We start from the raw sequence: 25,935 nt of genomic DNA, 5'->3' as shown, positions 1-25,935 counted from the left end.
TCGCTCAGTTCAGCGGTGACTCAGTTGCCCGAGTTGTCCAGCTTGGCACGCAGCAGGGCGCCCAGGCTGGTGGTACCAGCGTTCTCGCGCTCGTTGGTCTGCGAGAGGCGCTGCATGGCTTCTTGCTGGTCGGCTTGATCCTTGGCCTTGATGGACAACTGGATGTTGCGGGTCTTGCGATCCACGTTGACGATCATCACGGAGACTTCGTCGCCTTCCTTCAGCGCCACGCGAGCGTCTTCAACGCGGTCGCGGCTGATTTCAGAGGCGCGCAGGTAGCCCATCACGTCGTCAGCCAGTTGCACTTCAGCGCCACGGGCGTCCACAGTCTTGACCACGCCGTTCACGATCTGGCCACGGTCGTTGACCGAGGTGAAGGTTGCGAAGGGGTCGCCATCCAACTGCTTGATGCCCAGGGAGATGCGCTCGCGCTCGATGTCGATGCCCAAGACCAGGGCTTCAACTTCTTGGCCCTTCTTGTAGTTGCGCACGGCAGCTTCGCCGGTTTCTTGCCAAGACAGGTCAGACAAGTGCACCAAGCCGTCGATGCCGGCAGCCAGGCCCACGAACACGCCGAAGTCGGTGATGCTCTTGATCGGGCCCTTGACCTTGTCACCGCGCTTGACGGTGGCAGCGAACTCTTCCCAAGGATTGGCCTTGCACTGCTTCATGCCCAGGGAGATGCGACGCTTGTCTTCGTCGATTTCCAGAACCATGACTTCGACTTCCTCGCCCAAGGTGACGACCTTGGAAGGAGCGACGTTCTTGTTGGTCCAGTCCATCTCAGAGACGTGCACCAAGCCTTCGATGCCGGGTTCGATCTCAACGAATGCGCCGTAGTCAGCGATGTTGGTGATCTTGCCGAACAGACGGGTGCTGTTGGGGTAGCGGCGAGCCACGCCCATCCAGGGGTCGTCGCCCAGTTGCTTGATGCCCAGAGAAACGCGGTTCTTCTCGGCGTCAAACTTCAGGACCTTGGCGGTCAGCTCTTGGCCCACGGTCACCACTTCGGACGGGTGACGGACACGGCGCCATGCCATGTCGGTGATGTGCAGAAGGCCGTCGATACCGCCCAGGTCCACGAACGCACCGTATTCGGTGATGTTCTTGACCACGCCGTTGACGATGGCGCCTTCGTGCAGGGTTTCCAGCAGCTTGGCGCGCTCTTCGCCCATGGAGGCTTCCACCACAGCGCGGCGGCTCAGCACCACGTTGTTGCGCTTGCGGTCCAGCTTGATGACCTTGAAGTCCATGGTCTTGCCCTCGAACGGGCTCATGTCCTTCACGGGGCGGGTGTCCAGCAGCGAGCCAGGCAGGAAGGCGCGGATGCCATTGACCAACACGGTCAGGCCGCCCTTGACCTTGCCAGAGACGGTACCAGTCACGAAGTCGCCAGACTCCAGTGCGGTTTCCAGGGACAGCCACGAGGCCAGACGCTTGGCCTTGTCGCGCGACAGGATGGTGTCGCCGTAGCCGTTTTCAACGGCGTCAATGGCCACCGAGACGAAGTCACCGACTTGGACTTCAACTTCGCCCTGGTCGTTCTTGAATTCTTCGATAGGCACATAGGCTTCGCTCTTGAGGCCTGCGTTGACCACCACAAAGCTGTGGTCGATGCGCACGACTTCAGCGGTGATGACTTCACCGGCACGCATTTCGCTCTTCTGCAGCGATTCCTCAAAGAGGGCGGCGAAGGATTCTGTGAATTGGGACATGAGAGATTTCCGTCAATCCAGCACCGCCAAGGGCGCCAGACAAGCATGTGCAGTGCAAGCACTGCGGGTTAGGTTGATGAGATCACGGCCCTATGCGGTGTGTTGCACACCAAGAAGGAGGGCTGTGGGCCCAGGCCGCCAAAACCCCGCTCCGAGCAAGCTCAGTTCGCGGCTGTTGGCGCTTTGCGCTGCTCCCACCAACCCAAGACTTGTTCCACCGAAGACTCGATCGACAACTCTGAGTTATCTAGCAGCAACGCATCTTCTGCAGGCTTTAAAGGCGCGGCTGCGCGAGATTTGTCCCGCTCATCCCGTGCCTGCAAATCCAGCAAAAGACTGTCGATATTAGCGGAAATTCCCTTAGCAATCAACTGCTTATAGCGCCGCTCAGCCCGCTTTTCGGCGCTGGCTGTCAGGAAAACCTTCAGCTGAGCTTGAGGAAAGACCACCGTGCCCATGTCACGCCCGTCTGCCACGAGGCCGGGTAGGCGCTGGAATGAGAGTTGTAACTCGTGCAAGGCTTGGCGCACTTCGGGGTGCACTGAGACTTGCGAGGCCAGGCCGCCGGTGGATTCGAGACGCAACTCGTGCGAGACCTCTTGGCCCGCCATCCACACCGACTCCCCATCGAAGCGGATGTCCAATCGGGCCGCAATCCGGGCCACGTTGGGCCCGTCGGAGAGCGCGACGCCTGCGTTGCGAGCGGCCAGTGCCGTGGCGCGGTAGAGCGCGCCGGAGTCCAGCAGGTGATAGCCCAACGCTTTGGCCAACTCCGCAGCCAGTGTCCCCTTGCCTGAGGCCGTAGGGCCGTCCACGGCCAGCACGGGAATGGCGCCGGGGGCTGCAGTCACCACGCTGAACAGGGTTTCGAAATAGTCTGGGAAGGTCTTGGCGACACACTTCGGGTCTTCAATGCGCACAGTGACGCCCGTTTTGGCCCCCGCCAGCGGGTTGAGTGCGGCGAGCGACAGGCACATGGCCATGCGATGGTCGTCATAGGTGTGGATGCTGGCGGACTGCCACTGATGAAGCGGTGCCACCTCAATGAAGTCCGGCCCCTCGATGACCTCTGCGCCCAGCTTGCGCAACTCGCAGGCCATGGCCGCGATGCGGTCGGTTTCTTTGACGCGCCAGCTCGCAATATTGCTCAGGCGTGTGGGGCTGTCGGCATACAAGGCCATCACGGCCAAAGTCATGGCAGCGTCTGGGATGTGGTTGCAGTCCAGTTGAATGCCCTTGAGCGGCCAGCGGCCTCGCTTCACTTCGAGCCAGCCTTCACCGCCTTGAACTTGAGCGCCCATGGCCTCGGCCGCCTCCACAAAGCGGATATCGCCTTGAATGGCCTCCAGGCCCACGCCTTCAATCCGCACAGGCTGCTCCGTGGCCGCCAGCGCGCCCAAGGCGACAAAGTAAGACGCTGAGGAGGCATCACCCTCCACATGAATGCGGCCCGGGGTTTGGTAGGCCGAGCATTGGGGAATGACAAAGCGCTGATAGCCGTCACGCTGCACCGCAATGCCAAAGCGCTCCAAGAGGCGCAAGGTGATGTCGATATAGGGCTTGGAGATCAGCTCACCTTGCACCTCGATGGTGACAGGCCCATCGTGGCTGACCAAGGGCAGGGCCAGCAGCAAGGCCGTCAAGAACTGGCTGGAGACATCGCCCCGCACGCGAATGGGCGTCTGGGTGTCCAAGCGGGTGGGTGTGCCTGAGCCCACTTGCAAGGGCGGAAAGCCCGCTTGCCCCAAGTCAGTGACGGGGCAGCCCAATTGGCGCAAGGCCTCGACCAAATCACCAATGGGCCGCTCGTGCATGCGGGCCACGCCCGAGAGCTTGAAGGCACCACCTTGGGTGGCGGCCAGCACGGCCAAGGCCGCCGTCAAGGGCCGCATGGCGGTGCCCGCATTGCCCAAGAAGAGGTCGGCCTGTTTGACCTTTAACTGTCCCCCCAAGCCGGTGACGCGCAACACCCCTGGCAGACGCTCCAGGGTGCAGCCCAGCGCCTCCAGGGCCGCCAGCATGACGCGGGTGTCGTCGGAGTCCAGCAAGTCATGCACATCGGTGGTGCCTTGCGCCAAGCCGGCCAGCAAGAGCACGCGATTGGAAATGCTCTTGGAGCCGGGCAGGCGCACCGTGCCAGCGGCTGCAGTCAGCGGGGGAAGGTCAAGGAAAGCGGTCGTGTACATGGTCAGCGCCCAACAACGAGGCGTGAGGAATTTCTATTTTTGACGGGTGTTCAAGCGCCAATGGCTGCGCACTTGCGCCACACCTTGCACCAAGGCTTCCAAGGATTCGCCTTGGCAGTCTTTGAGCGTTTGCTCCAACACACCCAGGGCCCCCCGGAAGCGCTCGGACTGTTTCAGCACCTCTTCCCGATTGGCGATCAAGATGTCGCGCCAGATGGCTGGATCGCTGGCCGCGATGCGGGTGAAATCTCTGAAGCCCGGCCCAGCCAACTGCAGAAAGGCTTCGCTTTCCTTTTGCTGCATCACCCCAGCCATATAGGCAAAGGCCAGCAAATGCGGCAGGTGGCTGACGGCCGCAAAAGCGGCGTCGTGATCTTCGGCCGACATGGTGCGGACCTGGCAGCCCAAGGCTGCCCACAGGCGCTCGGCCTGCACCACCAGCTCGGGCTGGGTTTGGGCAATGGGCGTCAGGATGACTTGGCGGTCGCGGTAGAGCTGTGCGTCGGCATGCTCCACGCCCGCCAGCTCTTTGCCGGCAATGGGGTGGGCGGGCACGAAGGAGCCGATCCGCTCACGCAGGGTGCGCCGGGCCGCGTCCACCACGTCGCGTTTGGTGCTGCCAACGTCCATGATCAGCACGTCGGGCTTGACCAGGTGTCGAATGGCTTTGAAGGTGGCGTCGGTGGCCGCCACCGGGACGGCCATCAGCACAATGTCTGAGCCGGCCACGGCCAGCAAGGCGGACTCGGCGGTTTGGTCGATCACACCCATTTGGCGGGCGCGCTCGGTGGTGGAGGGCGACTTGCTGTAGCCCACCACACGGCCGACCAAGCCTGCTTGCTTCATGGCCAGGGCGAAGGAGCCGCCCATCAGGCCGCAGCCAATCAGGCCCAGTTGTTGGTACTTCACTGGGGGTCTCTCAATGCGTGTCCAAAGGATAGGTGCCCAGCACCTTGAAATAGGCACAGGCCTCGCGCAACTCCTGCAAAGCCACTTGCACTTGGGGCTCGTCGGGGTGGCCTTGCAGGTCGATGTAGAAGTAGTACTCCCACTGGCCGGACCGCGCCGGGCGTGATTCAAAGCGGGTCATCGACACCCCGTGTTTTTTCAGGGGCACCAGCATGTCATGCACGGCCCCTGGGCGGTTGCTGACCGACACCACGAGGCTGGTGCAGTCATGGCCCGAGGCTTTGGGCGCAGGGTGGCGATGCGGGTCGGTGACGATGGCAAAGCGCGTGCGATTGTGCGGATCGTCCTGAATGGCAGGCGAGATCACATGCAGGCCGTATTCGCTGCTGGCGCGCACACTGGCAATGGCGGCCAAGCGGCTGTCCTGCGCCGCCAAGCGCGCGCCTTCTGCATTGCTGGAGACCGGCCTGCGCTCCGCATGAGGCAAATGGGCCGAGAGCCAGCCGTGGCACTGCGCCAGGGCTTGCGGGTGAGCGCACACCACCTCAATACCATCGAGCGCGTTGTCCTTGCGCATCAGGTTGTGACGCACGAACAAGCTGGTCTCGCCGATGATGAACAAGGGCGTTGTCAAGAAGATGTCGAGTGAGCGGGCCACCACACCTTCGGTGGAGTTCTCAACCGGCACCACGCCAAAATCAGCCGCGCCAGCGGCGGTGGTGCGAAACACCTCATCAATGCTGGCGCACATCACCCGCACCAACGACGAGCCGAAGTAACCGAGCGCGGCTTCTTCGCTGAAGGTGCCGGCGGGGCCCAGGTAGGCCACCCGTGTGGGGGTTTCCAGCGCCCGGCAGGCCGACATCACTTCGCGCCAAATGGGCGCAATGGTGTCCGTCATCAGCGGGCCTTGGTTGATGGCCTTCAGGCCGTCAATCACTTGCGCTTCACGCTCGGGCCTGAAGACCACCGAGCCCTCTTTCTTTTTGAGGGAGCCGACCGACAGTGCCAAGCTCGCGCGCTTGTTCAGCAGGGCCAGCAATTCGCGGTCAACGGCGTCGATCTGATGGCGCAAGGCCAGCAGTTCTGGCGGCGTGTCGCTGGAGGGAGCGGTGGGGGTGCTGGGGGCGGGGGCGTCAGCCATGGCGGCGGGCAAAGTCCTGCATATAGTTCACGAGCGCCTGCACACCTTCAAGGGGCATGGCGTTGTAGATCGATGCACGCATACCGCCCACGGACTTGTGGCCCTTGAGTTGCAGCAGCCCAGCCTCTTTGGCGCCGGCCAAGAACGCGTCATTCAGCGTCTCATCGGCGAGGAAGAAGGGCACATTCATCCGTGAGCGCGCGTCATGCGCCACACGGTTGGCATAGAAACCGCCGCTGTGATCGAGGGTGTGATACAGCAAGTCGGCCTTGGCTTGGGCGCGGCGGTCCATTTCGGCCACCCCGCCTTCGGCTTTGAGCCATTGAAACACCAGCCCGGCGATATAAATGCCATAGGTGGGCGGTGTGTTGTACATGGATTGGTTGTCGGCCACGCATTGGTAGTCGAAGGCTGACGGACAGATCGCCAGAGCGTGGCCGATCAGGTCTTCGCGCACGATGACAATGGTCACCCCGGCAGGGCCGATGTTCTTTTGTGCCCCGGCGAACAGCAGGCCCACCCGCGACCAATCCACGCTGCGCGAGAGGATGTGTGAAGACGCATCCACCACCAGCGGCGCCGCGCAGCCCAGGGCGGCCAGATCAGGCAGCGTGTGCATCTCCACGCCGTCAATCGTCTCGTTGCTGCACACATGCACATAGGCTGCGTTCGAGCGCAGACGCCACTGCGAGGTGGCTGGCAATGCCGTGTGGCGGCTGACTTCATTGCTGGCGGCTGCTTGAGCATTGCAGTAGCGCTGGGCCTCTTTCAGGGACTTTTTGCTCCAGGAGCCCGTCACCACCACATCCACCGCGCCACCGCGCGACAGGTTCATGGGTACGACGGCGTTTTCGCCCAAGCCGCCGCCTTGCATGAACAGAATGCGGAACTGCGATGGCACGGCCAGCAATTCACGCAAATCGCGCTCAGCCGCTTCATAGATGGAGATGAACTCTTTGCCACGGTGGCTCATCTCCATCACGCTCATGCCGCTGCCGTGCCAGTCGAGCATCTCGTCGGCAGCGCGCTGCAGCACGGCCTCGGGCAAGGCTGCTGGCCCGGCCGAAAAATTGAAGGGGCGCTTGAGCATGGCCGCAGTGCTGTGAGAGTTACTTCTTGGCGGGCTTGGTGGGGGCGGCCGCGGGGGCTGACGCACCACCTGCCGGTGCTGCAGCATTCAGACGCTTGACCACGTTTTGCTCCAGGGTGGAGATCTTGGCTTCCATCGCCGTGCGCGTTTCCGCCACCAGCTTCTCTGCCAGCACCTTTTCCATCTCACCAGCCAGTGCCTGGTACTTGCGCACTGTGGGCGACTCCAACATGGCGATGACTTCCTTCAGTTCCGCTTCGGTCAGCTTCTCTTCGAGCAAGGCACCGATCGTGCTGGGGCCCAGCTTGACCGCACGGTCACGCAGCATGGGGACGGCATCGTCCGCATACTTCTTGACGTCCGCCTGGATGTCCTTGGCCACAGCGGCCCGCTTCTCTTGGGGGATGCGGGTGTTCAGCACGCCATCGGCTTGCTGCAACATGGCCATGGCAGGGCGCTCGGCCAACTCACGCGCCATGTTCTCGATGGCGCTTTGTTGCAGTTGGACGACCTTGGCCACCAACTCCTTTTTGGACTGCGCCATCGCGGCGCTGCTACCCCCTAAAAGGCCCAAGCTCAGGGCGACGGGGAGGGTGGCTTTGAGGATGAAGTTCAAGTGTTGCTTTCGTCTGCGGCGCCGTCAGTCTCTGTGTCGCCTGGGGTTTCGAGTTGCGCATCGTTTTCGACGATGCGCTGCAAGCCGCTGAGTTTGGCGCCGTCATCCAGGGCGATGAGCGTCACGCCCTGGGTGGCGCGACCGAGTTCACGAATTTCGCTGACCCTGGTGCGCACGAGCACGCCCTTGTCGGTGATCAGCATGATTTCGTCGTCGGCATGAACCAGCGTGGCGGCCACGACCTTGCCGTTGCGCTCGCTTTGCTGGATGGCGATCATGCCCTTGGTACCTCGGCCGTGGCGGGTGTACTCCACGATGCTGGTGCGCTTGCCGTAGCCGTTCTCGGTGGCGGTCAGCACACTTTGGCTTTCGTCTTCAGCCACCAGCATGGCGATCACGGCCTGACCCTCTTCGAGCATCATGCCGCGCACACCACGGGCTTGACGGCCCAAGGGGCGTACATCATCTTCGTCAAAGCGCACCGCCTTGCCGCCATCGCTGAACAGCATCACGTCGTGCTTGCCGTCCGTCAGCGCGGCGCCAATCAGGTGGTCGCCTTCGTCCAAGTCCACGGCGATGATGCCGGCCTTGCGCGGGTTGCTGAATTCATCCAGCGCTGTCTTCTTGACAGTGCCGCGGGCCGTGCACATGAAGATGAAGCGGTCTGCCGGGAAGACGCGGTTGTCACCGGTCAGCGGCAGCACCACAGTCACCTTCTCGCCGGGCTGCAGCGGGAACATATTGACGATGGGCTTGCCGCGGCTGGTGCGGCCACCTTGGGGCACTTCCCAGACCTTGAGCCAATAGACACGGCCACGGTTGGAGAAGCACAGAATCCAGTCGTGGGTGTTGGCAATGAAGAGTTGGTCGACCCAATCATCCTCTTTGGTGGCGGTGGCTTGTTTGCCGCGCCCACCACGGCGCTGCGCGCGGTATTCGGCCAGGGGCTGGCTCTTCATGTAGCCGGTGTGGCTCAGCGTCACCACCATGTCGGTGGGCGTGATCAAGTCTTCGGTGCCCAGCTCTTGGACATTGTGTTCGACCACTGAGCGACGCGCGCCGACCTTGGTTTGGCCAAACTCTTGGCGCAGTGCCGTGAGTTCCTCGCCAATGATGAAGGTGACACGCTCGGGCTTGGCCAAGATGTCCAGCAGGTCGGCGATGACAGCCATCACCTCTTTGTACTCGCCAACGATCTTGTCTTGTTCCAGCCCGGTCAGGCGCTGCAGACGCATCTGCAAAATCTCGCCGGCTTGGTCCTCGGAGAGGCGGTACAGGCCGTCGGCCTGCATGCCAAACTGAGGGGCTAGGCCTTCTGGGCGGTAGGCGGCTGCACCGCCAGGGTTTTCGCTGTCGGCACGGGCCAACATTTCGCGCACCAGCGAGGAGTCCCAGCTTTGCTGCATCAAGGCGGCCTTGGCCACGGGCGGCGTGGGGGACTCCTTGATGATGCGGATGAACTCGTCGATGTTCGCCAGGGCAACCGCCAAGCCTTCCAGCACATGGCCACGCTCGCGGGCTTTGCGCAGCTCGAACACCGTGCGGCGCGTCACCACTTCACGGCGATGCTCCAGGAAGATGTCCAGCAGTTGCTTCAGGTTGCAGAGCTTGGGCTGGCCGTCAATCAGCGCCACCATATTGATGCCGAAGGTGTCCTGCAACTGCGTTTGCTTGTACAGGTTGTTCAGCACCACCTCGGGCACTTCGCCGCGCTTGAGCTCAATCACCACCCGCATGCCGGACTTATCCGACTCATCCTGGATGTGGCTGATGCCTTCGAGCTTCTTCTCGTGCACTAACTCGGCGATGCGCTCTAGCAGGGTCTTCTTGTTGACCTGATAGGGCAGCTCATCCACGATGATGGCTTGGCGGCCCCCTTTGTCGATGTCTTCAAAGTGCACCTTAGCGCGCATGACGACACGACCACGCCCTGTGCGATAGCCTTCGCGCACGCCGTTGATGCCGTAAATGATGCCGGCGGTGGGGAAGTCCGGCGCGGGAATGATCTCCATGATCTGTTCCAGCGTGGCATCGGGCGCCTTGAGCAGGTGTAAACAGGCGTCCACCACTTCATTGAGGTTGTGCGGTGGAATATTGGTCGCCATCCCCACTGCAATACCCGCAGCGCCGTTGATCAGCAAATTGGGCAAGCGTGCGGGCAGCACCAAGGGCTCTTTCTCAGAGCCGTCGTAATTCGGGCCGAAATCAACGGTTTCCTTGTCGATATCCGCCAGCATTTCGTGGGCGATTTTCGACAGCCGAATTTCCGTGTATCGCATGGCCGCGGCGTTGTCGCCGTCGACCGAGCCAAAGTTGCCTTGGCCATCCACCAGCATGTGACGCAGAGAGAAATCTTGCGCCATGCGAACAATGGTGTCGTAGACAGCGGTATCACCGTGAGGGTGGTACTTACCGATCACGTCACCGACGATACGCGCCGACTTCTTATACGGACGGTTCCAGTCGTTGTTCAACTCGTGCATGGCAAAGAGCACACGCCGATGCACGGGCTTCAATCCGTCGCGGGCGTCGGGCAGGGCCCGCCCCACGATCACGCTCATGGCGTAATCCAGATACGAGCGCCGCATCTCCTCTTCGAGGCTGATGGGCAAAGTTTCCTTGGCGAATTGGGTCATGGGCAGGGTGCTGTTGGCCTTTTGAGTCAGCCAGACAGACCGGGCAATGTGGACGAGGCGCTGATTCTAAATGCCATCGCTTGTCGCGGTTGCGCAACATCAAGGGGCGACTGTGGCGCTCGGCGGCGCAAAATACGGCTGGAGCGATGCCCTATGGCACAATGAGTCATCGGTGGTGAGCGCTCGCAAGGACCGGGTGTTTGCCAGGTTTTCTCGCTTCCGATTTGGACGTTACGCAGAGTTACTGCGGCTTTCCTTGAGAGGAGAATCATGAAGAAATTGAACAAGGTAGCGGTGCTGTTTGCATCGGCTGCGCTTGCTGCTCCACTGTCGAGCGCTTTCGCCCAGACAATTGACAACTGGCGCAACGTTGACGGTTTGGTGTGGAAGAACGGCACCAACGAACTGTGCTGGCGCGATGCCAATTGGACACCGGCTACCGCCGCTGCCGATTGCGACGGCGCTATCAAGGCAGCTGCCCCGGCACCTGCTCCGGTGGCTAAGCCTGCTCCTGCACCTGCCCCCGTGGCGCCCCCGGCACCTAAGCCCGCTCCTGCTGCTCCCAAGGCACCTGTGAGCGAGAAGGTGACCTACGCTGCTGACGCCTTCTTTGACGTCAACAAGTCTGTGCTGAAGCCTGAAGCCAAGGCCAAGTTGGACGACCTGGTGGCAAAGACCAAGGGCGTGAACCTGGAAGTCATCATCGCCGTCGGTCACACCGACAGCGACGGCTCTGACGCTTTCAACCAAGCGCTGTCGGTTCGCCGTGCAGACGCTGTGAAGGCTTATCTGGTTGGCGCTGGCGTCGAAAAGAACCGCGTGTACACCGAAGGCAAGGGCGAGAAGTCGCCTGTCGCCGACAACAAGACCAAGGAAGGCAAGGCCAAGAACCGCCGTGTCGAGATCGAGGTCGTCGGTACTCGCGCCACCAAGTAATCGGTTTTCCGATTGCTCCCAAAACCCCGCCCCGGCGGGGTTTTTGCTTTTTCAAGGCTAAGATTCACGCCATGGTGAACGCAGACACTCAAGAGCTGAACAAATTTGGTGACTTAGCCCATCGTTGGTGGGATTTAGAAGGCGAGTTTCGCCCTTTGCATCAAATCAACCCTTTGCGTTTGGATTGGATCGCAGCCCAGGCCCCCTTGACGGGTGCTCGCGTGCTGGATGTGGGCTGTGGTGGTGGCATCTTGGCCGAGTCCATGGCGCTGCGCGGCGCAGACGTGCTGGGCATAGACCTGTCCACCAAGCCGCTCAAAGTGGCGCAGCTTCATGCTCTGGAAGCAGGCGTCAGCGGGCTGGCCTATCGCGAAGTGGCGGTGGAGGCTCTGGCGGCTGAACAGCCGGCCAGCTTTGATGTGGTGACCTGCATGGAAATGTTGGAGCACGTGCCTGACCCTGCTTCTGTGGTGCGGGCCTGTGCGGCTCTGGTCAAGCCGGGTGGCTACGTGTTTTTCTCCACGCTCAATCGCAACGCCAAAGCCTTCTTGCTGGCCATCGTGGGCGCAGAGCATGTACTGGGCATGCTGCCCAAAGGCACGCACGAGTACGCCAAGTTCATCAAGCCCAGCGAATTGGCGGGCTTTGCGCGCCACGCGGCATTGGAGGTCAACGGCTTCAAAGGCTTGGAACACAATCCCCTCACCAAGCGTTATTGGCTGTCGGCCAACACCGACGTCAACTACATGATGGCGTGCCGTCGCCCGGCATGAAGCGCGGCATTCAAGCGGTGCTGTTCGATCTCGACGGCACTCTGATCGACAGTGCCCCCGACTTGGCTGGGGCCGCCAATGCTTTGCGGGCGCAGCACGGCCTTGCCGCATTGCCCTATGAGCAGTTAAGGCCGATGGTAGGCGCTGGTGCGCGGGGCATGGTGGGATTGGCTTTTGGTGTCAGTCCCGGTGACTCACCGTTCGAAGCGCTTCGTGACGCTTTCTTGGCCCAGTACGAGTCAGCCCTGTTGGTGCAGACGCATGTGTTTGCCGACATGTTGCCCGTGTTGGAAGCGCTCCTGGCCAAAGGCTGCCCTTGGGGCATTGTGACCAACAAGAACAGCCGTTTTGCCCAGCCGGTGGTCGCTGGCTTGCCGGACCTGGAGGCCAGCGGCGTGTTGATTTGCGGTGATACCACGGCCCATGCCAAGCCACACCCCGAGCCGCTGCTTGAGGCTGCGAGACGGCTGGCCGTTGCGCCTTCAGCATGCGTGTATGTCGGCGATGATCTCCGCGATATTGAAGCTGGTCGTGCAGCGGGCATGCGCACCGTTGCAGCAGGCTGGGGCTACCTCGGGCAAGGCGAACGCATTGAGGACTGGGGCGCAGATTTCATCGCTTCATCTCCGCAGCAGCTCTTGAAATGGCTGGAACAGGCGTAAACTGAAGGACTCACGGGGCCGACCTGGTTTCGACGTGGGTTCAAAGTTGGATTAGGGCATGCCGAGCACCAGTTCGCTCGTAAAACCACTGGAAACAAAGTAACTGCAAACGACTCTACGTTCGCACTCGCCGCTTAATACCGGCTGAGCATCTCAACGGTTGGCCCATGGGCCGGGCCTGAGCCGCAAGGCAAGGGCTGAGATGACATTCACATGGGCTGGTCTTCGGGTGTGCCACACATCCAAAGACGAGACTTTGTGGCTGGCATCCTGGGTAGCGTGCTGCTGCGCGACCCAGGGAGCGAGATTCAAATCAGACAGCTAAGCACGTAGATCTACCTGGCGATGGCTTACGGACGGGGGTTCAATTCCCCCCGGCTCCACCACTTGAACAAACGCCCTGACGGCTTGAGTCGTCAGGGCGTTTCCTTTTGCTGGCCCGCTAGCCCGACAGCAGCCGGTGCACGAGCTCTGGTGTGGTGGCTGCCCCCACTTTGCGCATCAGGCGCGCCCGATAAACGTCCACGGTGCGCGGGCTGATCTGCAGCTTCTTGCCGATCTGTTTGCTGGTATCACCTTCAATCAGCAGTGCCGCGATCTCACGTTCTCGGGCCGTGAAGTCCACCTTGAGCACGCGGCGCGCGGAGAGGTCTTCGAAGCTCCAAATGCCCGCGGCATGCGGGTCTTGGGCGTCCAGGGCTCGGCCAGAAACATGGCACCAAAAATGCTCACCGCTGCGGCGCTTCATCACGCGGTCGTCGGCATAGCGGCCATCGGTGCCCAAGCTGCCGATGATGCGGGCGCCTGTGCGCTGATACTCGTCTGAGCTGGGGTAGAGGACCTCAAAGGATTGGCCAATGTGATCTTCACGAATGCCACCAAACATGGCCAAAAATTGCTGATTAACGTCCACCATCAGGCGATGGCGAGACAGCACCAGTCCGATGGGGGCCATGTCGAAGGCGGTGCGGTAATCGAGGTCGATCATGCGGCGCGGCTCACAGCATGGCGTAAGTGGTGGTGGCTTGCATGGCCAGTTTGCCGTCGGGCAGCGTGATGTCGATGCGGCCAAAAACGATTTGCCGGCCTGGCCGCAGCACGGTGGCGGTCACATCCAAGTGGCTGGTGTTGGCGGGGACGGGTCTCAAGAAACTGCTGTTGAGTTGCACGGTGGTCATGGGCTGGAACTGGCCCAATTGCGCCGAGATCGCCAGCACCATGGCCGTGTCTGCTGCGGCCATCAAGGTTTGGCCACAGACAACGCCACCACCGTGCACCGTGTCCGCCTGAACGGGCAGACGCAAGACGATCTCGGGTGGCTGCACTGCCCAGGCTTGCAGGCCCAGGGCTTGGACCCAGGGGGCAAAGAGCTGCTCCAGCATGTGCTGTGCGTCTTCAACGCTTTTCAGGGGCAACGAGGAGGGGGGCGAGCTGGGCATGGGGCCGGGCCTTAGTCAAATCTACGTAGTGACTACGTAATGTGTTACGTAGTACCCTTCATGCCCATCCGAACAAGCCCGGAGTTTTTAGACATGAACAAAATTTACCCAAGCGCAGCGGCCGCGCTGGACGGCATTGTCCGTGATGGCCAGTTGCTCGCCGTCGGCGGCTTTGGCCTCTGCGGCATCCCTGAGGCCCTGATCGACGCGCTGCAAGCCAGCGGCAAAAAGGACCTGACCGTCATCTCCAACAACGCTGGTGTGGATGGTTTTGGCCTGGGCAAGCTTTTGGCCACGCGACAGATCAAGAAGATGATCTCCAGCTATGTGGGCGAGAACAAAGAGTTCGAGCGTCAGTATCTGGCAGGCGAGTTGCAATTGGAGTTCACCCCACAGGGCACATTGGCTGAGAAGTTGCGCGCCGGTGGCGCCGGCATTCCGGCCTTCTTCACCAAGACCGGTGTGGGCACCATCGTGGCCGAGGGCAAAGAGCTGCGCGAGTTTGATGGCCAGACCTATGTGATGGAGCGTTCGCTCACGCCAGAGGTGTCGCTGGTCAAGGCCTTCCGTGCCGACAAGAGCGGCAACCTGCAGTTCCGCCGCACCGCACGCAATTTCAACCCCAATGTGGCGATGGCGGGCAAGCTGACGGTGGTGGAGGTCGAAGAGATCGTCGAGACCGGCGCCATCGATCCGGATCAAGTCCATCTGCCTGGCATCTTCGTGCATCGGATTGTGTTGAACACCACACCCGAGAAGCGCATCGAACAACGAACTGTCCGCAAGGCCTAAGGAGAACTCACCATGGCATGGACCCGCGATGAAATGGCCGCCCGCGCTGCAAAAGAGCTGCAGGACGGTTTTTATGTGAACCTGGGCATTGGTTTGCCCACACTGGTGGCTAACCACGTTCCTGAGGGGATGGAAGTCTGGCTCCAGAGCGAAAATGGCCTGCTGGGCATTGGCCCCTTCCCTACGGAAGACCAAGTCGACCCCGACATGATCAATGCGGGCAAGCAGACAGTGACCACGCTGCCTGGCTCCTCGATCTTCAGCAGCGCCGACAGCTTTGGCATGATCCGCGGTGGCAAGATCAACTTGGCCATTCTGGGCGCGATGCAGGTGTCCGAGAAGGGTGACCTGGCCAACTGGATGATTCCCGGCAAGATGGTCAAGGGCATGGGCGGGGCCATGGACTTGGTGGCCGGTGTCGGTCGCGTGATCGTGCTGATGGAGCATGTGGCCACCAAGAAGGATGGCAGCACCGACATGAAGCTCTTGCCCCAATGCACGCTGCCGCTGACCGGCTTGGGCGTGGTGAACCGCATCATCACGGACTTGGCGGTGCTGGACGTGACCCCTCAAGGCTTGACGGTGGTGGAGCTGGCGCCGGGTGTGACACGTGAAGAGCTCCAATCCAAGACAGGCGTGCCACTGCACTGACGTGGCTCGTGAGGCAAAAAGGGAGCCGAAGGCTCCCTTTTTTTGTTTGGCTCAATCCGGATCAGCGTAGCGAGTCGATCAGGACTTCACAGCGCACACCTCGCGGCTCGCGTTCTTCCCAGTGCACGCTTCCCCCCAGCATCTTCACCCGCTTGCGGATGCCACCCAATCCCAAACCATGCGACCATCGTTTGGGCTCACGGCCCACACCGTCGTCGTTCATGACGATGCTGAAGCGACCTTGCTCCAAGGTGCATTCAATGCTCACATGCTGAGCTTTGGAGTGGGCAATCGCGTTGCTCACCAACTCACGCAAGATGCGGGTTAAGGCCGACCACTGCACAACGCTCAGCGTCAGGTCTTGGTCATAGTCGGTGCTCCATTCCAACTCGCACTTGACGGCCGCCAGACGCTGAGTGATGTCGGCCTTCCATTCGGCAGCGGCATGCGAAAGCGGGTGACTTTGCGCTGCCAAGCCACGGGTCAGCGTCTTCAAGTCCTGCAAGGTGTGGCGGACATAGTCCTCCATCTCTTTGCTCGGCGCCTTGTACATCAGGGTCAGCAAGCGCGCGCCGATGTCGTCGTGCAGGTCTTGCGCAATGCGCGTGCGTTCTTCACTGCGGCCACGCTCCACGGCGCGGTCGTGGGCCAAGGCGCGCATCAATTGTTCCAAGATCCGGTCCGCTAGGCGAGCATCCTCGGGGGTGAAGAGCCGCTTGCCGCGCTCCGCAAACCTCAGCGCCACCATGCCGTCTGTTTCAGGGCCCTGCACCAAGTTAGGCATGGGCACCAACAACACCGCGCCATTGCCAGAGATACGGCTGTGTCGGTCAGTGCCTTGCGTAAAGACGGCTTCCAGCGGCTCGAACACATGCCGCAGCAACTCTGCCATGCGCTCGCCCGCTCGCTCAGGCCGGGCTTCGACTTCGCGCGCGATGCGGTAGAGGTGCTCGAACATCCGCTCGGTGGTCAGCGTGCGTGCGCCCATCATTTGCTGCACGATCCAGTGCCGAATGGCGGCGTAAGCGCCCAAGGCCAAAAAGAGTGACAGCGTCAACGAGGCAAACTGGCTGAAAGAAAACGCTGCCACAAACAAGAGATCCACCGATGTGGCGATGGTGCTGATACCGGCCAACATGGCGAACTCACGCATCACGTTCTGTGAGCGCGCGATGAAGGGGATCAGCAAAACGATGGAGGCGAAAAACACCCCCCAGATCACCGGGCCGGCAGCAGCAGCGGGCTGCACTTCTTGCGGCAGCAAGGGCAGCATGGCGACCGCCAAGGTCAGCAGCGTGAGTGTGATCAGCGTCACATCACCAAAGCGCCGCATCACGAGCGCAAAGGGATGCGGAGAAATCTTGTATGACCAATGCAGCAGACCGATGGTCAGCGCGCCTTCACCCAACAGGATCCCTTGCGCCACCCACCATGAGCCTTGCGCCCCCGGCTGGGTGAAAACCAGCGCATAACCCACCACCAACAGCCAAACACTCACCGCAATGGCGCTGCCGCCGGGCAGCCGGCGCGGGTGGATCGTGGCAGCGTGCACCACGGCGGCGCCGGTAATCAGGTCCAACAAGATGCGGATCAATGGGTCGGCCAAGGTCAAGCTCGGCGGCAGAGCCAATCCATTGACGGACCCCATGGCCGCCAGAAGGAGCTGGGCGGCCTGGGCATGGGCCATCAGCCCATACAGGGCATTTCTGAACTGCGGCTGCACCAAGGGCACGATCCAGCCGACCAAGTACAAAATGGTGGCGAAGGTGCTCAGCAGCCAGAACATGGCACCCAGGCCCAGGTAACCCCGAGATTGAGTCGCCAATGTGATGTCGCGGCCCTCGCTGAACACCAGCGTGACTTGGCCGGTCTCTAAGGCATAGGCGGCTTGCAGACGGGCCTGAAGCTGAGCGTTACGCCGCTGGTCATCCGCGATCCAGCGCGCGGACTCCGAGGTTGTGAGGGAGGTCGGCGCCGACAGCGCGCCACTCGGCATCTTGATGCCTTTGAGCTCTGCCCCCAGAAACGGCGCCAATTGGGGCAGCGATGAGGAGGCCAACTCTACTTGGCCATGCGTGCCATGTCGCCATTCGGCTGGGATGTGAGGTTGGTTCGCCAACCATCGGGCCAGCAAAAAAATCCCCAGGCAGCCCACGACAGCCACCAGCAGCAGCAAGTGCCGGCGCCAGCCTATCCGTGCAGGCCCCAGCACGGTGATGGGGGTCGCTCCCTCCACTGCACTGCCATCCATCAGGTCGGGACGCGAGTGGGGGCCGAAAAAGCTGCTGGAGGCGTGTGTGTCCGCTGGGTCTGGGCTCATGACCGCAAGCCCGCTCTGCTCAGACCAGTCCTTGCTTGCTGGCCAGCACGGCGGCTTCAGCGCGGCTGGACACGTTGAGCTTGCGATAGATGGACTTGATGTGGTCGTTCACGGTGAACCACTTGATGCCCATCAGGTTGGCGATTTCTTTGATGGTGAAGCCCTTGCTAAGGTAGGTCAGGACTTCGATCTCACGGGGCGTGAGATGCGGGAGTTCCATGGGCTTTTCGATAGGCACCGGCGGCTTGCTGGAACCCGGCCCCGAGGAGGCTGGTGCGCTGAAACTTGACGACACCATCGGCGGCGTGCCTTCGGCGGCACCACCGAGTCGAAAGTGGGTCAAGAGCCTCCGGGCAATGGCCGGCGACAAGGGGGGTTGGCCCAGCACAATCTTGCGCAACTCTTCGACCAGCACCTCAAAGCGGTCTTCCTTGAGCAAGTAGCCGTCGGCTCCGCATTGCAGCGCTGGGAATAGGTGCTCATCATCGGAGTACAAGGTGGTGATGACCTTGGTCGCGGGGTACTGCCCCAATTCCGCCAGGAGCTCTAGGCCGTTGCCGTCAGGCAGTTCCAGGTCCAGCAACATGAGCTTGAAGGGGTCAGCGCCATGCAGGCCTTGTGGGCCGGTCAGAGAAATCTGCTGACGAGCGGTTTCAATGTCGCCCGCTTCGGTGATGGAGATGGGGTCGCTGAAGGCCTCGCGCAGCACCCGCGACAAGAAGTCCCGGGCCACCGGGTTGTCTTCGAGGATCAGAACTTTGACGGTCATGCGGGTACCTCTCTACGCAGCTTGTCGCCGATAAGGTCGTGACGCATGCACCGACCCTGCCGGGGTTTGAGGGGAGCCGCTTGCCAGCCGCTCCCCGACCAGATGCGGCATGCTAGCAGGCCTGGAAGGCCGATAACGATTTTGAAGACCCAGTCCGAAGCCTCAGTCTAGGGTCATGACCACCTTGCCCTTCACTTGCCGCCCCCCTAGTCGCGCGTAGCCTTGAGCCAACTCGCTGATGGGCAGCACGGCGTCCATCACCGGCTTGACTTGACCTTCGCTGTACCAACGCATCAACTGCGCCATGCCCGCCGCAAAAGCCGCTGGCTCGCGTTTGACAAATTCACCCCAGAACACGCCCACGATGGACGCACCCTTCAGCAGGGCTAAATTGAAGGGCAGGGCCGGAATGTCCCCCGCAGCGAATCCCACCACCAGGTAGCGTCCGCGCCAAGCGATGGAGCGAAAGGCCGGTTCGGCCAAGGCGCCGCCCACTGCGTCATAGACCACATCGGGGCCATGACCTCCGGTCAAGGCCTTTAGGGCCTCGCGCAATGATTCGGTGCTGGTGTTGATGGTGGCATCTGCGCCCATGGCCTTGCAGGCCGCACATTTGTCATCGGTGGAGGCGGCTGCAATCACTTGGGCGCCAGCCGCTTTGGCGATTTGCACCGCTGCACTGCCCACGCCGCCTGCGGCGCCCAGCACCAGCACGGTCTCACCGGGCTTTAGCGCGGCACGGTCGATCAGCGCATGGTGCGAGGTGCCATAAGTGAAGGCGAATGCCGCTGCGTCGGTGAGCGGAAAACCCGCAGGCAGGGGCAGGACTTGCGCGGCGGGCACACACGCGTGGGTGCCAAAGCCACCGGTCCCTGAAATGGCGGTGACGGCATCGCCCACCTTGAGGTGCTTGACCTCGGCGCCGAGCGCATCGATGTGGCCGGAGAACTCCGCGCCAGGCACAAAGGGCAGAGCAGGGCGGACTTGGTACTTGCCATGCACGATCAGCAAGTCGGGGAAATTCAGACTGGCAGCGGCCACCTTGATGCGCACCTCTTTGGGGCCGGGCTCAGGGGTCGGCGCCTCGCGCCAGACCAGGGCTTCAGGGCCATCAAGACGGTCGCAAAACCAAGCGTGCATGGGGAGATCTCCGGTTGAGGCTGACGAAAGTGGCTGATGATAGACAGACGGCGACCCGTGGCCCGTCGCCGAGGTGACGGCTGCCTACAATGCGGCATGCGCATTCTTATCGCCAACGACGACGGTTATCTCGCTCCCGGCATTGCCGCCTTGGTTCAGGCCTGTCAGGGCTTGGGCGAGATCGACGTGATCGCCCCGGAGCAAAACGCCAGCGGTACCTCCAACGCCCTGACCCTGAACCGGCCCCTGTCGGTGTTTCAAGCCAAGGGCGGGCCGGTGGACGGCTTTCGCTTCGTCAACGGCACGCCCTCGGACAGCGTGCATGTGGCCCTGACCGGGCTGTTGGCCCACAAACCCGATTTGGTGCTGACTGGCATCAATCAGGGCGCCAATATGGGCGACGACACGCTTTACTCGGGTACCGTGGCCGCAGCCATGGAAGGCTATCTGTTCGGCGTGCCTGCCATCGCGTTTTCCCAAGTCGATAAGGGCTGGGTTGAACTGGAGGCTGCTGCGCGGACGGTGCGACGCGTGGTGCAGTGGGCGTTGTCGCGCTGGCCGCAAGACGGCAGCCGCCCCGCGCCCTACTTGCTGAATGTGAACATCCCGAACCGGGCAGACGCCGACACCCTGCCGTGGGCCGTCACGCGCTTGGGTCGCCGCCACGCCAGCGAGCCGGTGGTGCGCCAAACCAGCCCCCGCGGCGAGCCGGTCTACTGGATTGGCCCGGCCGGCGATGCCCGCGAGGCAGGCGAGGGCACGGACTTTTTCGCGGTGGCCAATGGCCAGGTCTCCATCACCCCATTGCAGGTCGACTTGACCGACCATGCCGCGCTGGGGGGCTGGCGCGCCGCATGCCCTGCACCGAAGCCATGAGTGACACCCCCCGCAAACCGCGCTTTCCCGCCAGCCTGGCTGCGTTGAGCCCGGCCGCTTCTGCGGGCAAGCCGCAGGCCACACTGCGGCCCCAACGGCATCTGGCTGAAGCTGCCGCCGACGCGCGCCGTCAGGTGCAACCCTCAGGGATAGGCTTAGATGGCGCCGGCGTGCGCCAACGCATGGTGGCCCGTTTGCGCTTGGAAGGCATCAATTGCGAGCCGGTGCTCAAGGCCATGTCCGAGGTGCCGCGCCACCGCTTTGTCGACTCCGCCTTAGCCATCCAAGCCTACGAAGACACCAGCCTGCCAATCGGCCTGGGGCAAACGATCTCCAAGCCCTCCGTGGTCGCTCGGATGTTGGAGTGGCTGTTTCTGGGCGAGCGCGCCAAGGCCAGCGGCCACTTGGGCCATGTGTTGGAGATCGGGACGGGCTGTGGCTACCAGACAGCGGTCTTGGCGACCATGTCACGGAAAATCGTTTCGATTGAACGGCTCCAAGCGCTGCACCAACAGGCCCAACAGCACCTGGACCAGCAGCAGGTCCGCGGCGTGCATCTCCTCTGGGGGGATGGCATGCAGGGGCACGCTGCCCTCGGGCCTTATGACAGCATCATCTCTGCGGCTGGCGGGGAAGACATCCCGCAAGCATGGCTGCAGCAGTTGGCCGTCGGTGGGCGCTTGGTGGCACCCGCCCGGGCCAGCGACGGCCGGGGGCAGGTGCTGGTGGTCGTCGATAGACTGGTCGACGGTTGGCGACGAATCAGCGGTGAGGCCGTGCAGTTCGTCCCCTTAAAATCCGGTACTGACTGAATCTCATCAAAAGACGAGTTGGGCCTGTCAACTGAACAGGCTTGAAGCTCGCTGACAGTGCAGCAGATACGCATGGCGGGGCACTCTGGGCACCGCATGGGCTTCCCCCGCACTCACTCCAGCCCTTTTTCTCAATCGATCGCTCACCATGATGGCTTTCTCTCCTCGTCGATGGCTCGCGCCCGTCAGTCTTGTTGCGATGGTGGTGTTGGCAGGCTGTCAAAACACCAAGCCACCCGCGCCCGTTGAAGACCGCAAGCCCGTCGCGACGCGACCCACCGTGACCCGCGTCACGCCGCCCCCGGCGCCCAGCAACACGCCTGCCACGCCCAAAGCCGAGCCGGGCACCTATATCGTGAAGCCCGGTGACACCCTGACCCGCATTTCGCTTGAGACTGGCCAGGGCTGGCGAGATCTGGCGCGCTGGAACAATATTGAGAACCCCAATCTGATCGAGGTGGGTCAGGTGTTGCGCACTGGCCCGGCCCCCAGCGATACCGTGGCCACGGCACGCCCCGTCACTGGCACGGTGGTGGAGGCCAAGCCTCTGGATAGCAAGCCAGCCGCTGCGCCAGCCAGCAGCACGGCAGCCGCGTCCGGAGCGGCTTCCGCACCGGCCGCCCGCGAGCCGTCCGAAGACGATATTCAGTGGGCCTGGCCCGCCACCAACGCGGTGATTGCCAATTTCGACGAGCCCAAGACCAAGGGCATGATTTTTGGGGGCAAGGCGGGTGACCCGGTCTTGGCGGCAGCCGATGGCCGAGTGATCTACGCCAATGCCGGCCTGCGCGGCTATGGCAACCTCATCATCATCAAGCACAGCGCCAACTACCTGACGGCTTACGCTCACAATCAGGCACTGCTGGTCAAAGAAGACCAAGCGGTGCGCCGTGGGCAAAAGATCGCTGAAATGGGCTCCTCGGATGCTGAGCGGGTCCAATTGCACTTCGAAGTACGCCGCCAAGGCAAACCCATTGACCCGGCCAAGGTTTTGCCAGGCCGCTGACCCCATGACTGCACGTGACGAATGGTTGAGCGTCGAGTCGCTCGACATGGATGCCCAAGGCGTGGCGCATAACGCTGAAGGCAAGGTGGTGTTCATCGAGGGGGCCTTGCCGGGCGAGCAGGTCTTGGTCGAAGTCGGCAAGCGCAAGAACCAGTGGGAACAAGCCACCATGGTGGAGATGCGCCAAGAAAGCCCCTTGCGCGTTCGCCCCCGCTGCCCCAACTTTGGCTTGCATGCAGGCGCCTGTGGCGGCTGCAAGATGCAACACCTCGACGCCTCTGCGCAAGTGGCCGTCAAGCAGCGTGTGTTGGAAGACAACTTGGCGCACCTGGGCAAGGTCAAGCCTGAGCGCATGTTGCGGCCCATCGAAGGCCCGACCTGGGGCTATCGGCTGCGGGCGCGCTTGTCCGTGCGCTACGTCCCGCGCAAAGAAAAAGTGCTGGTGGGCTTTCATGAGCGCAAGTCGCGCTATGTGGCCGACATGGAGCAATGCGAGGTTTTGCCACGTACCGTCAGTGACATGCTGATGCCCCTGCGCGAGCTGATCGGCAGCATGGAAGCGCGGGATCGCTTGCCCCAGATCGAGCTGGCCGCCAGTGAAGAGGTCACCGCCCTGGTGTTGCGCCATCTGGAGCCGCTGTCCGCGGCAGACCAGCAGCGCCTGCGCGACTTTGGCCAACGGCATGCTGTGCAATGGTGGTTGCAGCCCAAAGGGCCGGACACCGTGCATTTGCTGGACACCGATGGGCCTGAGCTGGCCTACCGCCTGCCTGAGTTCGGCGTGGTCATGCCCTTCAAGCCCACGGATTTCACGCAGGTCAACCATCAAATCAACACTGTGCTGGTGGGCCGCGCCGTGCGCATGCTGGACCCGCAAGCGCAGGAGCGTGTCATCGATTGGTTCTGTGGCTTGGGCAACTTCACGCTGCCTCTGGCCACCAAAGCCCGTGAGGTGCTGGGCATTGAGGGCAGTGAGGCTTTGGTCGAGCGTTCACGCCAAAACGCGCTGCGCAATGGCCTGCAAGGCAAAACGAGTTTCGAGGCCCGCAATCTGTTTGAGCTGACGCCCGACGACCTGGTGGCCTTTGGCCAGGCCGACAAATGGCTGGTCGACCCACCGCGTGAGGGCGCCTTCGCTCTGGCCAAGGCGGTGGCGGACTTGCACACCGAGCCCTGCGCGGGCTGGACACCGCCCAAGCGCATCGTCTATGTCAGCTGCAACCCCGCCACCTTGGCCCGCGATGCCGGCTTGCTGGTGAACGTGGCTGGCTACCGCTGCGTGTCGGCCGGTGCCGTCAATATGTTCCCGCACACCGCGCACGTGGAAAGCATGGCGGTGTTTGAGCGCGCGTAAACGTCAGCGCCGCAGCACGCTCATCCCAAGATCAGACGCTTCAGGCCGCGCCACGACAACAGCGACCCCGGCGCTCGTCGTTCCGCCAGGATATCTGCCAAGCGGCTGATGATGCGTGGGCTGTGCTGGGCGCGCCAGATCAGCAAGTTCAGCAGCCAGGGGTGTTGGTTGACGCTGGCGGCTTTGCGGTAAAGCTGAAACTGGGGCAGCAGCGCCTGCAAGGCCGTGCGGTAGTGGGCCTGGACGGCGGCGTCGTTGGGCTCACCTGTGGCACTCAAAATGGCCTCAGCTGCGGCCATGCCGGTCTCCATAGCCTTGCCTATGCCTTCGCCGCTGAAACCATAGGTGGCGCCGACGGCATCGCCCACGGCCAGCAGGCCGGGGGCACTCCAGTGTGCGCCGTTCAAGTCACAGCGCAGCGGTGCGCCTTTGAGGTCGCCGATCATCTCGCCCTCGGCCACCAACTTGGCAGCGACCGGGTCTGCGGCGACAAAGTCGGCAAACATCAGGCGCAGGTTTTTGGGCTTGGGCGCGGGGCCGACGGGGTCCGCGTCCAGGGACTTCAACACGCCGGTGCCGATGTTGTAGGTGTGGTTGGGCCCGGGGAAGATCCAGCCGTAGCCTTCTTTGAGGGTGGGGTGCCAAAAGAAGCGCAAGCCCGGAATCTCCTGGGCCATGCCAGGGTGACGCACATAGCCGCGAATGGCCATGCCGGTGGGTGTGCGCCGTTGGCACAGGCCGGAGGCTTCCAAGGGCTTGAGGGCAGCGCCAGTGGCCAAGACCACCCACGCCGCGCGCACCTCATGCCGCCCGTCGGCGCTACTGAGCTGTGCGCCCACCACCCGGCCCTGCCCGTCATGCAGCGGGGCTTCAAAGCGCGCAGGTGCCACCATGCGGGCACCCGCCTGCACGGCGGCTTGGCAGAGCAGGGCGTCCAGCTCTCGTCTGGGAAGGGCTGCCAATTCGCCGGGCACATCAATGAAGCGGCCGCTGGGAGCCACGCAGCGCGCTGCGGCCGAGGGGCGGGCAAGGGCCTGAACGGACTCCCACACCCCGAGCCGCCTCAACGCCGCATGGGTGTCGGGCACCAAGCCGTCGCCACAGGTTTTGTCGCGAGGAAATCGCTGCGCGTCCACCAGCACCACCTGTTGCCCCGCCTCGGCCAGCATCTTGGCGCAGGCCGAGCCGGCAGGCCCGGCGCCCAGCACCAGCACATCGCAGTGAGTCGGGAGGGAAGAAGGGGGCTGGTTCACGAGCAGTGCGGTGCCGGTGTGGTGGTGAAAGGGTGCTGATGCGCCATAAACAAGAACGCCCCCAGCAGTGGGGGCGTTCAGTCAGCACAGGCGCGAAGCGCCTGATGCTGGGGGTCAGTCGTCGCTGCCGCCGAAGATGCCCAGCAGGCTCAGCAAGCTTTGGAAGACGTTGTAGACGTCCAGATACAAGGCCAAGGTCGCGCTGATGTAGTTGGTTTCGCCGCCATCGATGATGCGCTTGATGTCATAAACCATGAAGGCCGAGAACAAGCCAATGCACATCACAGACAGGGTCAACATCAAGGCGCTGGACTGCACGAACACATTGATGATGCCGGCGGCAAAGATGACCAAGGCGCCGATCATCAAGGTCTTGCCCATGCCCGACAGATCCCGCTTGATCATGCCAGCCAGTGTGGCCATGCCGGCAAACACCAGGGCGGTGCCGCCAAAGGCAGTCATGATCAGCGATGCGCCATTGCCCTTGGTGAGCACAAAGGCCAACAAGCGCGACAGCATGACGCCCATGAAGAAGGTGAAGGCCAGCAAGATGGGCACACCGGCGCCAGAGTTCTTGGTGCGCTCAATGGCAAACATGAAGCCAAACGCACCGCCCAAAAACACCAGCATGCTGACGATGGGGCTCAGGCCCGTGACGATGCCCGTGCTGACGCCGACCCAGGCGCCCAAGACGGTCGGCACCATGGAGAGGGCGAGCAGCCAATAGGTGTTGCGCAGCACGCGGTTGCGTTGTTGCGTCATCGAGCCCGACAGGCCAAAGGATTGCAGGCTTTCGTTCATAGAGGTGTACTCCAGTGGTTGTTCAAATCTTGCCAGGGGCCGAGGCGGCTTCACC

Annotated in this window: 23 protein-coding genes and 1 other RNA gene; 10 read left to right on the top strand and 14 right to left on the bottom strand. The window is 62.4% G+C overall.

What is annotated here, in order from left to right:
* Positions 1-20: 20 nt before the first annotated feature.
* The 7 genes from rpsA to gyrA form a co-directional block, all read right to left on the bottom strand.
* Positions 21-1,715 (bottom strand): 30S ribosomal protein S1, encoded by a 1,695-nt coding sequence (gene rpsA / locus KAK11_RS07525; protein ID WP_210807804.1) that lies wholly within the window; start codon positions 1,713-1,715, stop codon positions 21-23.
* A gap of 161 nt (positions 1,716-1,876) precedes the next feature.
* The gene (locus KAK11_RS07520; protein WP_210807802.1) at positions 1,877-3,901 is read right to left on the bottom strand and encodes a bifunctional 3-phosphoshikimate 1-carboxyvinyltransferase/cytidylate kinase; all 2,025 of its coding nucleotides are present in this window, start codon (positions 3,899-3,901) and stop codon (positions 1,877-1,879) included.
* A 33-nt stretch (positions 3,902-3,934) separates the two neighbouring features.
* Complete coding sequence (locus KAK11_RS07515; RefSeq protein WP_246498664.1) at positions 3,935-4,771, bottom strand: prephenate dehydrogenase; 837 nt, start codon at positions 4,769-4,771, stop codon at positions 3,935-3,937.
* Positions 4,772-4,820: 49 nt separating this feature from the next.
* Positions 4,821-5,954 carry a prephenate dehydratase gene (gene pheA / locus KAK11_RS07510; RefSeq protein WP_210807798.1) on the bottom strand — a complete coding sequence of 378 codons (1,134 nt, stop codon included), beginning with the start codon at positions 5,952-5,954 and terminating at the stop codon, positions 4,821-4,823.
* Positions 5,947-7,044 (bottom strand): 3-phosphoserine/phosphohydroxythreonine transaminase, encoded by a 1,098-nt coding sequence (gene serC / locus KAK11_RS07505; RefSeq protein WP_210807796.1) that lies wholly within the window; start codon positions 7,042-7,044, stop codon positions 5,947-5,949. The genes pheA and serC overlap by 8 nt, the downstream gene beginning before the upstream one ends.
* A gap of 19 nt (positions 7,045-7,063) precedes the next feature.
* Entirely contained in the window at positions 7,064-7,588 is a 525-nt protein-coding gene (locus KAK11_RS07500) for a hypothetical protein (protein WP_210807794.1), read from the bottom strand.
* A gap of 68 nt (positions 7,589-7,656) precedes the next feature.
* Positions 7,657-10,296 carry a DNA gyrase subunit A gene (gene gyrA, locus KAK11_RS07495; RefSeq protein ID WP_210807792.1) on the bottom strand — a complete coding sequence of 880 codons (2,640 nt, stop codon included), beginning with the start codon at positions 10,294-10,296 and terminating at the stop codon, positions 7,657-7,659.
* A 270-nt stretch (positions 10,297-10,566) separates the two neighbouring features.
* Between gyrA and ompA the strand changes: the two genes are divergently transcribed.
* From ompA to ssrA, 4 genes are all read left to right on the top strand, one after another.
* Positions 10,567-11,232, top strand: coding sequence for an outer membrane protein OmpA (gene ompA, locus KAK11_RS07490; protein WP_210807790.1), 666 nt, complete (start codon positions 10,567-10,569; stop codon positions 11,230-11,232).
* A 71-nt stretch (positions 11,233-11,303) separates the two neighbouring features.
* Positions 11,304-12,005: a bifunctional 2-polyprenyl-6-hydroxyphenol methylase/3-demethylubiquinol 3-O-methyltransferase UbiG gene (gene ubiG / locus KAK11_RS07485; protein ID WP_246498537.1), complete on the top strand. Its 702-nt coding sequence runs from the start codon at positions 11,304-11,306 to the stop codon at positions 12,003-12,005.
* The gene (locus KAK11_RS07480; protein ID WP_210807788.1) at positions 12,002-12,667 is read left to right on the top strand and encodes an HAD family hydrolase; all 666 of its coding nucleotides are present in this window, start codon (positions 12,002-12,004) and stop codon (positions 12,665-12,667) included. Before ubiG ends, KAK11_RS07480 begins: the two co-directional genes overlap by 4 nt.
* A 14-nt stretch (positions 12,668-12,681) precedes the next feature.
* Positions 12,682-13,053, top strand: a transfer-messenger RNA (tmRNA) gene (ssrA, locus tag KAK11_RS07475).
* Between the two features lie 56 nt (positions 13,054-13,109).
* On the opposite strand, the gene KAK11_RS07470 is transcribed toward ssrA, so the two are convergent.
* Positions 13,110-13,655 carry a PAS and helix-turn-helix domain-containing protein gene (locus KAK11_RS07470; protein WP_210807786.1) on the bottom strand — a complete coding sequence of 182 codons (546 nt, stop codon included), beginning with the start codon at positions 13,653-13,655 and terminating at the stop codon, positions 13,110-13,112.
* Positions 13,656-13,665: 10 nt separating this feature from the next.
* Positions 13,666-14,106, bottom strand: a complete 441-nt coding sequence (locus KAK11_RS07465; protein WP_210807784.1) for a PaaI family thioesterase — start codon at positions 14,104-14,106, stop codon at positions 13,666-13,668.
* A 93-nt stretch (positions 14,107-14,199) separates the two neighbouring features.
* On the opposite strand from KAK11_RS07465, the gene KAK11_RS07460 reads away from it, so the two are divergent.
* Together KAK11_RS07460 and KAK11_RS07455 are read left to right on the top strand one after the other, a co-directional pair.
* The gene (locus tag KAK11_RS07460) at positions 14,200-14,898 is read left to right on the top strand and encodes a CoA transferase subunit A (protein WP_210807782.1); all 699 of its coding nucleotides are present in this window, start codon (positions 14,200-14,202) and stop codon (positions 14,896-14,898) included.
* Between the two features lie 12 nt (positions 14,899-14,910).
* A complete protein-coding gene (locus KAK11_RS07455; protein ID WP_210807780.1) occupies positions 14,911-15,549 on the top strand; it encodes a CoA transferase subunit B in 639 nt (212 codons plus the stop codon).
* Positions 15,550-15,610: 61 nt separating this feature from the next.
* Here KAK11_RS07455 and KAK11_RS07450 read toward each other — a convergent pair whose 3' ends face one another.
* The 3 genes from KAK11_RS07450 to KAK11_RS07440 form a co-directional block, all read right to left on the bottom strand.
* Positions 15,611-17,869: a sensor histidine kinase gene (locus KAK11_RS07450; RefSeq protein ID WP_210807778.1), complete on the bottom strand. Its 2,259-nt coding sequence runs from the start codon at positions 17,867-17,869 to the stop codon at positions 15,611-15,613.
* Between the two features lie 19 nt (positions 17,870-17,888).
* Positions 17,889-18,638, bottom strand: a complete 750-nt coding sequence (locus tag KAK11_RS07445; protein WP_210807776.1) for a LuxR C-terminal-related transcriptional regulator — start codon at positions 18,636-18,638, stop codon at positions 17,889-17,891.
* A 162-nt stretch (positions 18,639-18,800) separates the two neighbouring features.
* Positions 18,801-19,778, bottom strand: a complete 978-nt coding sequence (locus KAK11_RS07440) for an NADPH:quinone oxidoreductase family protein (protein WP_210807774.1) — start codon at positions 19,776-19,778, stop codon at positions 18,801-18,803.
* A gap of 96 nt (positions 19,779-19,874) precedes the next feature.
* Here KAK11_RS07440 and surE point away from each other — a divergent pair, with 96 nt between their 5' ends.
* The 4 genes from surE to rlmD all read left to right on the top strand — a co-directional run bounded on the left by surE (position 19,875) and on the right by rlmD (position 23,826).
* Positions 19,875-20,654: a 5'/3'-nucleotidase SurE gene (gene surE / locus KAK11_RS07435; protein ID WP_210807772.1), complete on the top strand. Its 780-nt coding sequence runs from the start codon at positions 19,875-19,877 to the stop codon at positions 20,652-20,654.
* Positions 20,651-21,466, top strand: coding sequence for a protein-L-isoaspartate(D-aspartate) O-methyltransferase (locus KAK11_RS07430; protein ID WP_210807770.1), 816 nt, complete (start codon positions 20,651-20,653; stop codon positions 21,464-21,466). The genes surE and KAK11_RS07430 overlap by 4 nt, the downstream gene beginning before the upstream one ends.
* A gap of 148 nt (positions 21,467-21,614) precedes the next feature.
* Positions 21,615-22,472 carry a peptidoglycan DD-metalloendopeptidase family protein gene (locus KAK11_RS07425; RefSeq protein ID WP_210807768.1) on the top strand — a complete coding sequence of 286 codons (858 nt, stop codon included), beginning with the start codon at positions 21,615-21,617 and terminating at the stop codon, positions 22,470-22,472.
* 4 nt (positions 22,473-22,476) lie between these two features.
* Positions 22,477-23,826 carry a 23S rRNA (uracil(1939)-C(5))-methyltransferase RlmD gene (gene rlmD / locus KAK11_RS07420; protein ID WP_210807765.1) on the top strand — a complete coding sequence of 450 codons (1,350 nt, stop codon included), beginning with the start codon at positions 22,477-22,479 and terminating at the stop codon, positions 23,824-23,826.
* Positions 23,827-23,846: 20 nt separating this feature from the next.
* Here rlmD and KAK11_RS07415 read toward each other — a convergent pair whose 3' ends face one another.
* On the bottom strand, positions 23,847-25,079 hold the full coding sequence (locus KAK11_RS07415; RefSeq protein ID WP_210807763.1) for an NAD(P)/FAD-dependent oxidoreductase: 1,233 nt from the start codon (positions 25,077-25,079) through the stop codon (positions 23,847-23,849).
* A 114-nt stretch (positions 25,080-25,193) separates the two neighbouring features.
* Positions 25,194-25,880, bottom strand: coding sequence for a Bax inhibitor-1/YccA family protein (locus KAK11_RS07410; protein ID WP_210807761.1), 687 nt, complete (start codon positions 25,878-25,880; stop codon positions 25,194-25,196).
* Positions 25,881-25,935 lie beyond the last annotated feature (55 nt).

Source organism: Ideonella paludis, from assembly GCF_018069865.1.
Classification (GTDB): Bacteria; Pseudomonadota; Gammaproteobacteria; order Burkholderiales; family Burkholderiaceae_C; genus Ideonella; species Ideonella paludis.
This window is presented reverse-complemented; position numbering and strand designations above follow the sequence as displayed.

What these genes read in the sequence shown, in the direction of transcription:
- rpsA (WP_210807804.1), bottom strand. Translation starts at nt 1,715, where the DNA reads ATGTCCCAATTCACAGAATCCTTCGCCGCCCTCTTTGAGGAATCGCTG.
- KAK11_RS07520 (WP_210807802.1), bottom strand. Translation starts at nt 3,901, where the DNA reads ATGTACACGACCGCTTTCCTTGACCTTCCCCCGCTGACTGCAGCCGCT.
- KAK11_RS07515 (WP_246498664.1), bottom strand. Translation starts at nt 4,771, where the DNA reads ATGGGCGGCTCCTTCGCCCTGGCCATGAAGCAAGCAGGCTTGGTCGGC.
- pheA (WP_210807798.1), bottom strand. Translation starts at nt 5,954, where the DNA reads ATGGCTGACGCCCCCGCCCCCAGCACCCCCACCGCTCCCTCCAGCGAC.
- serC (WP_210807796.1), bottom strand. Translation starts at nt 7,044, where the DNA reads ATGCTCAAGCGCCCCTTCAATTTTTCGGCCGGGCCAGCAGCCTTGCCC.
- KAK11_RS07500 (WP_210807794.1), bottom strand. Translation starts at nt 7,588, where the DNA reads ATGGCGCAGTCCAAAAAGGAGTTGGTGGCCAAGGTCGTCCAACTGCAA.
- gyrA (WP_210807792.1), bottom strand. Translation starts at nt 10,296, where the DNA reads ATGACCCAATTCGCCAAGGAAACTTTGCCCATCAGCCTCGAAGAGGAG.
- ompA (WP_210807790.1), top strand. Translation starts at nt 10,567, where the DNA reads ATGAAGAAATTGAACAAGGTAGCGGTGCTGTTTGCATCGGCTGCGCTT.
- ubiG (WP_246498537.1), top strand. Translation starts at nt 11,304, where the DNA reads ATGGTGAACGCAGACACTCAAGAGCTGAACAAATTTGGTGACTTAGCC.
- KAK11_RS07480 (WP_210807788.1), top strand. Translation starts at nt 12,002, where the DNA reads ATGAAGCGCGGCATTCAAGCGGTGCTGTTCGATCTCGACGGCACTCTG.
- KAK11_RS07470 (WP_210807786.1), bottom strand. Translation starts at nt 13,655, where the DNA reads ATGATCGACCTCGATTACCGCACCGCCTTCGACATGGCCCCCATCGGA.
- KAK11_RS07465 (WP_210807784.1), bottom strand. Translation starts at nt 14,106, where the DNA reads ATGCCCAGCTCGCCCCCCTCCTCGTTGCCCCTGAAAAGCGTTGAAGAC.
- KAK11_RS07460 (WP_210807782.1), top strand. Translation starts at nt 14,200, where the DNA reads ATGAACAAAATTTACCCAAGCGCAGCGGCCGCGCTGGACGGCATTGTC.
- KAK11_RS07455 (WP_210807780.1), top strand. Translation starts at nt 14,911, where the DNA reads ATGGCATGGACCCGCGATGAAATGGCCGCCCGCGCTGCAAAAGAGCTG.
- KAK11_RS07450 (WP_210807778.1), bottom strand. Translation starts at nt 17,869, where the DNA reads ATGAGCCCAGACCCAGCGGACACACACGCCTCCAGCAGCTTTTTCGGC.
- KAK11_RS07445 (WP_210807776.1), bottom strand. Translation starts at nt 18,638, where the DNA reads ATGACCGTCAAAGTTCTGATCCTCGAAGACAACCCGGTGGCCCGGGAC.
- KAK11_RS07440 (WP_210807774.1), bottom strand. Translation starts at nt 19,778, where the DNA reads ATGCACGCTTGGTTTTGCGACCGTCTTGATGGCCCTGAAGCCCTGGTC.
- surE (WP_210807772.1), top strand. Translation starts at nt 19,875, where the DNA reads ATGCGCATTCTTATCGCCAACGACGACGGTTATCTCGCTCCCGGCATT.
- KAK11_RS07430 (WP_210807770.1), top strand. Translation starts at nt 20,651, where the DNA reads ATGAGTGACACCCCCCGCAAACCGCGCTTTCCCGCCAGCCTGGCTGCG.
- KAK11_RS07425 (WP_210807768.1), top strand. Translation starts at nt 21,615, where the DNA reads ATGATGGCTTTCTCTCCTCGTCGATGGCTCGCGCCCGTCAGTCTTGTT.
- rlmD (WP_210807765.1), top strand. Translation starts at nt 22,477, where the DNA reads ATGACTGCACGTGACGAATGGTTGAGCGTCGAGTCGCTCGACATGGAT.
- KAK11_RS07410 (WP_210807761.1), bottom strand. Translation starts at nt 25,880, where the DNA reads ATGAACGAAAGCCTGCAATCCTTTGGCCTGTCGGGCTCGATGACGCAA.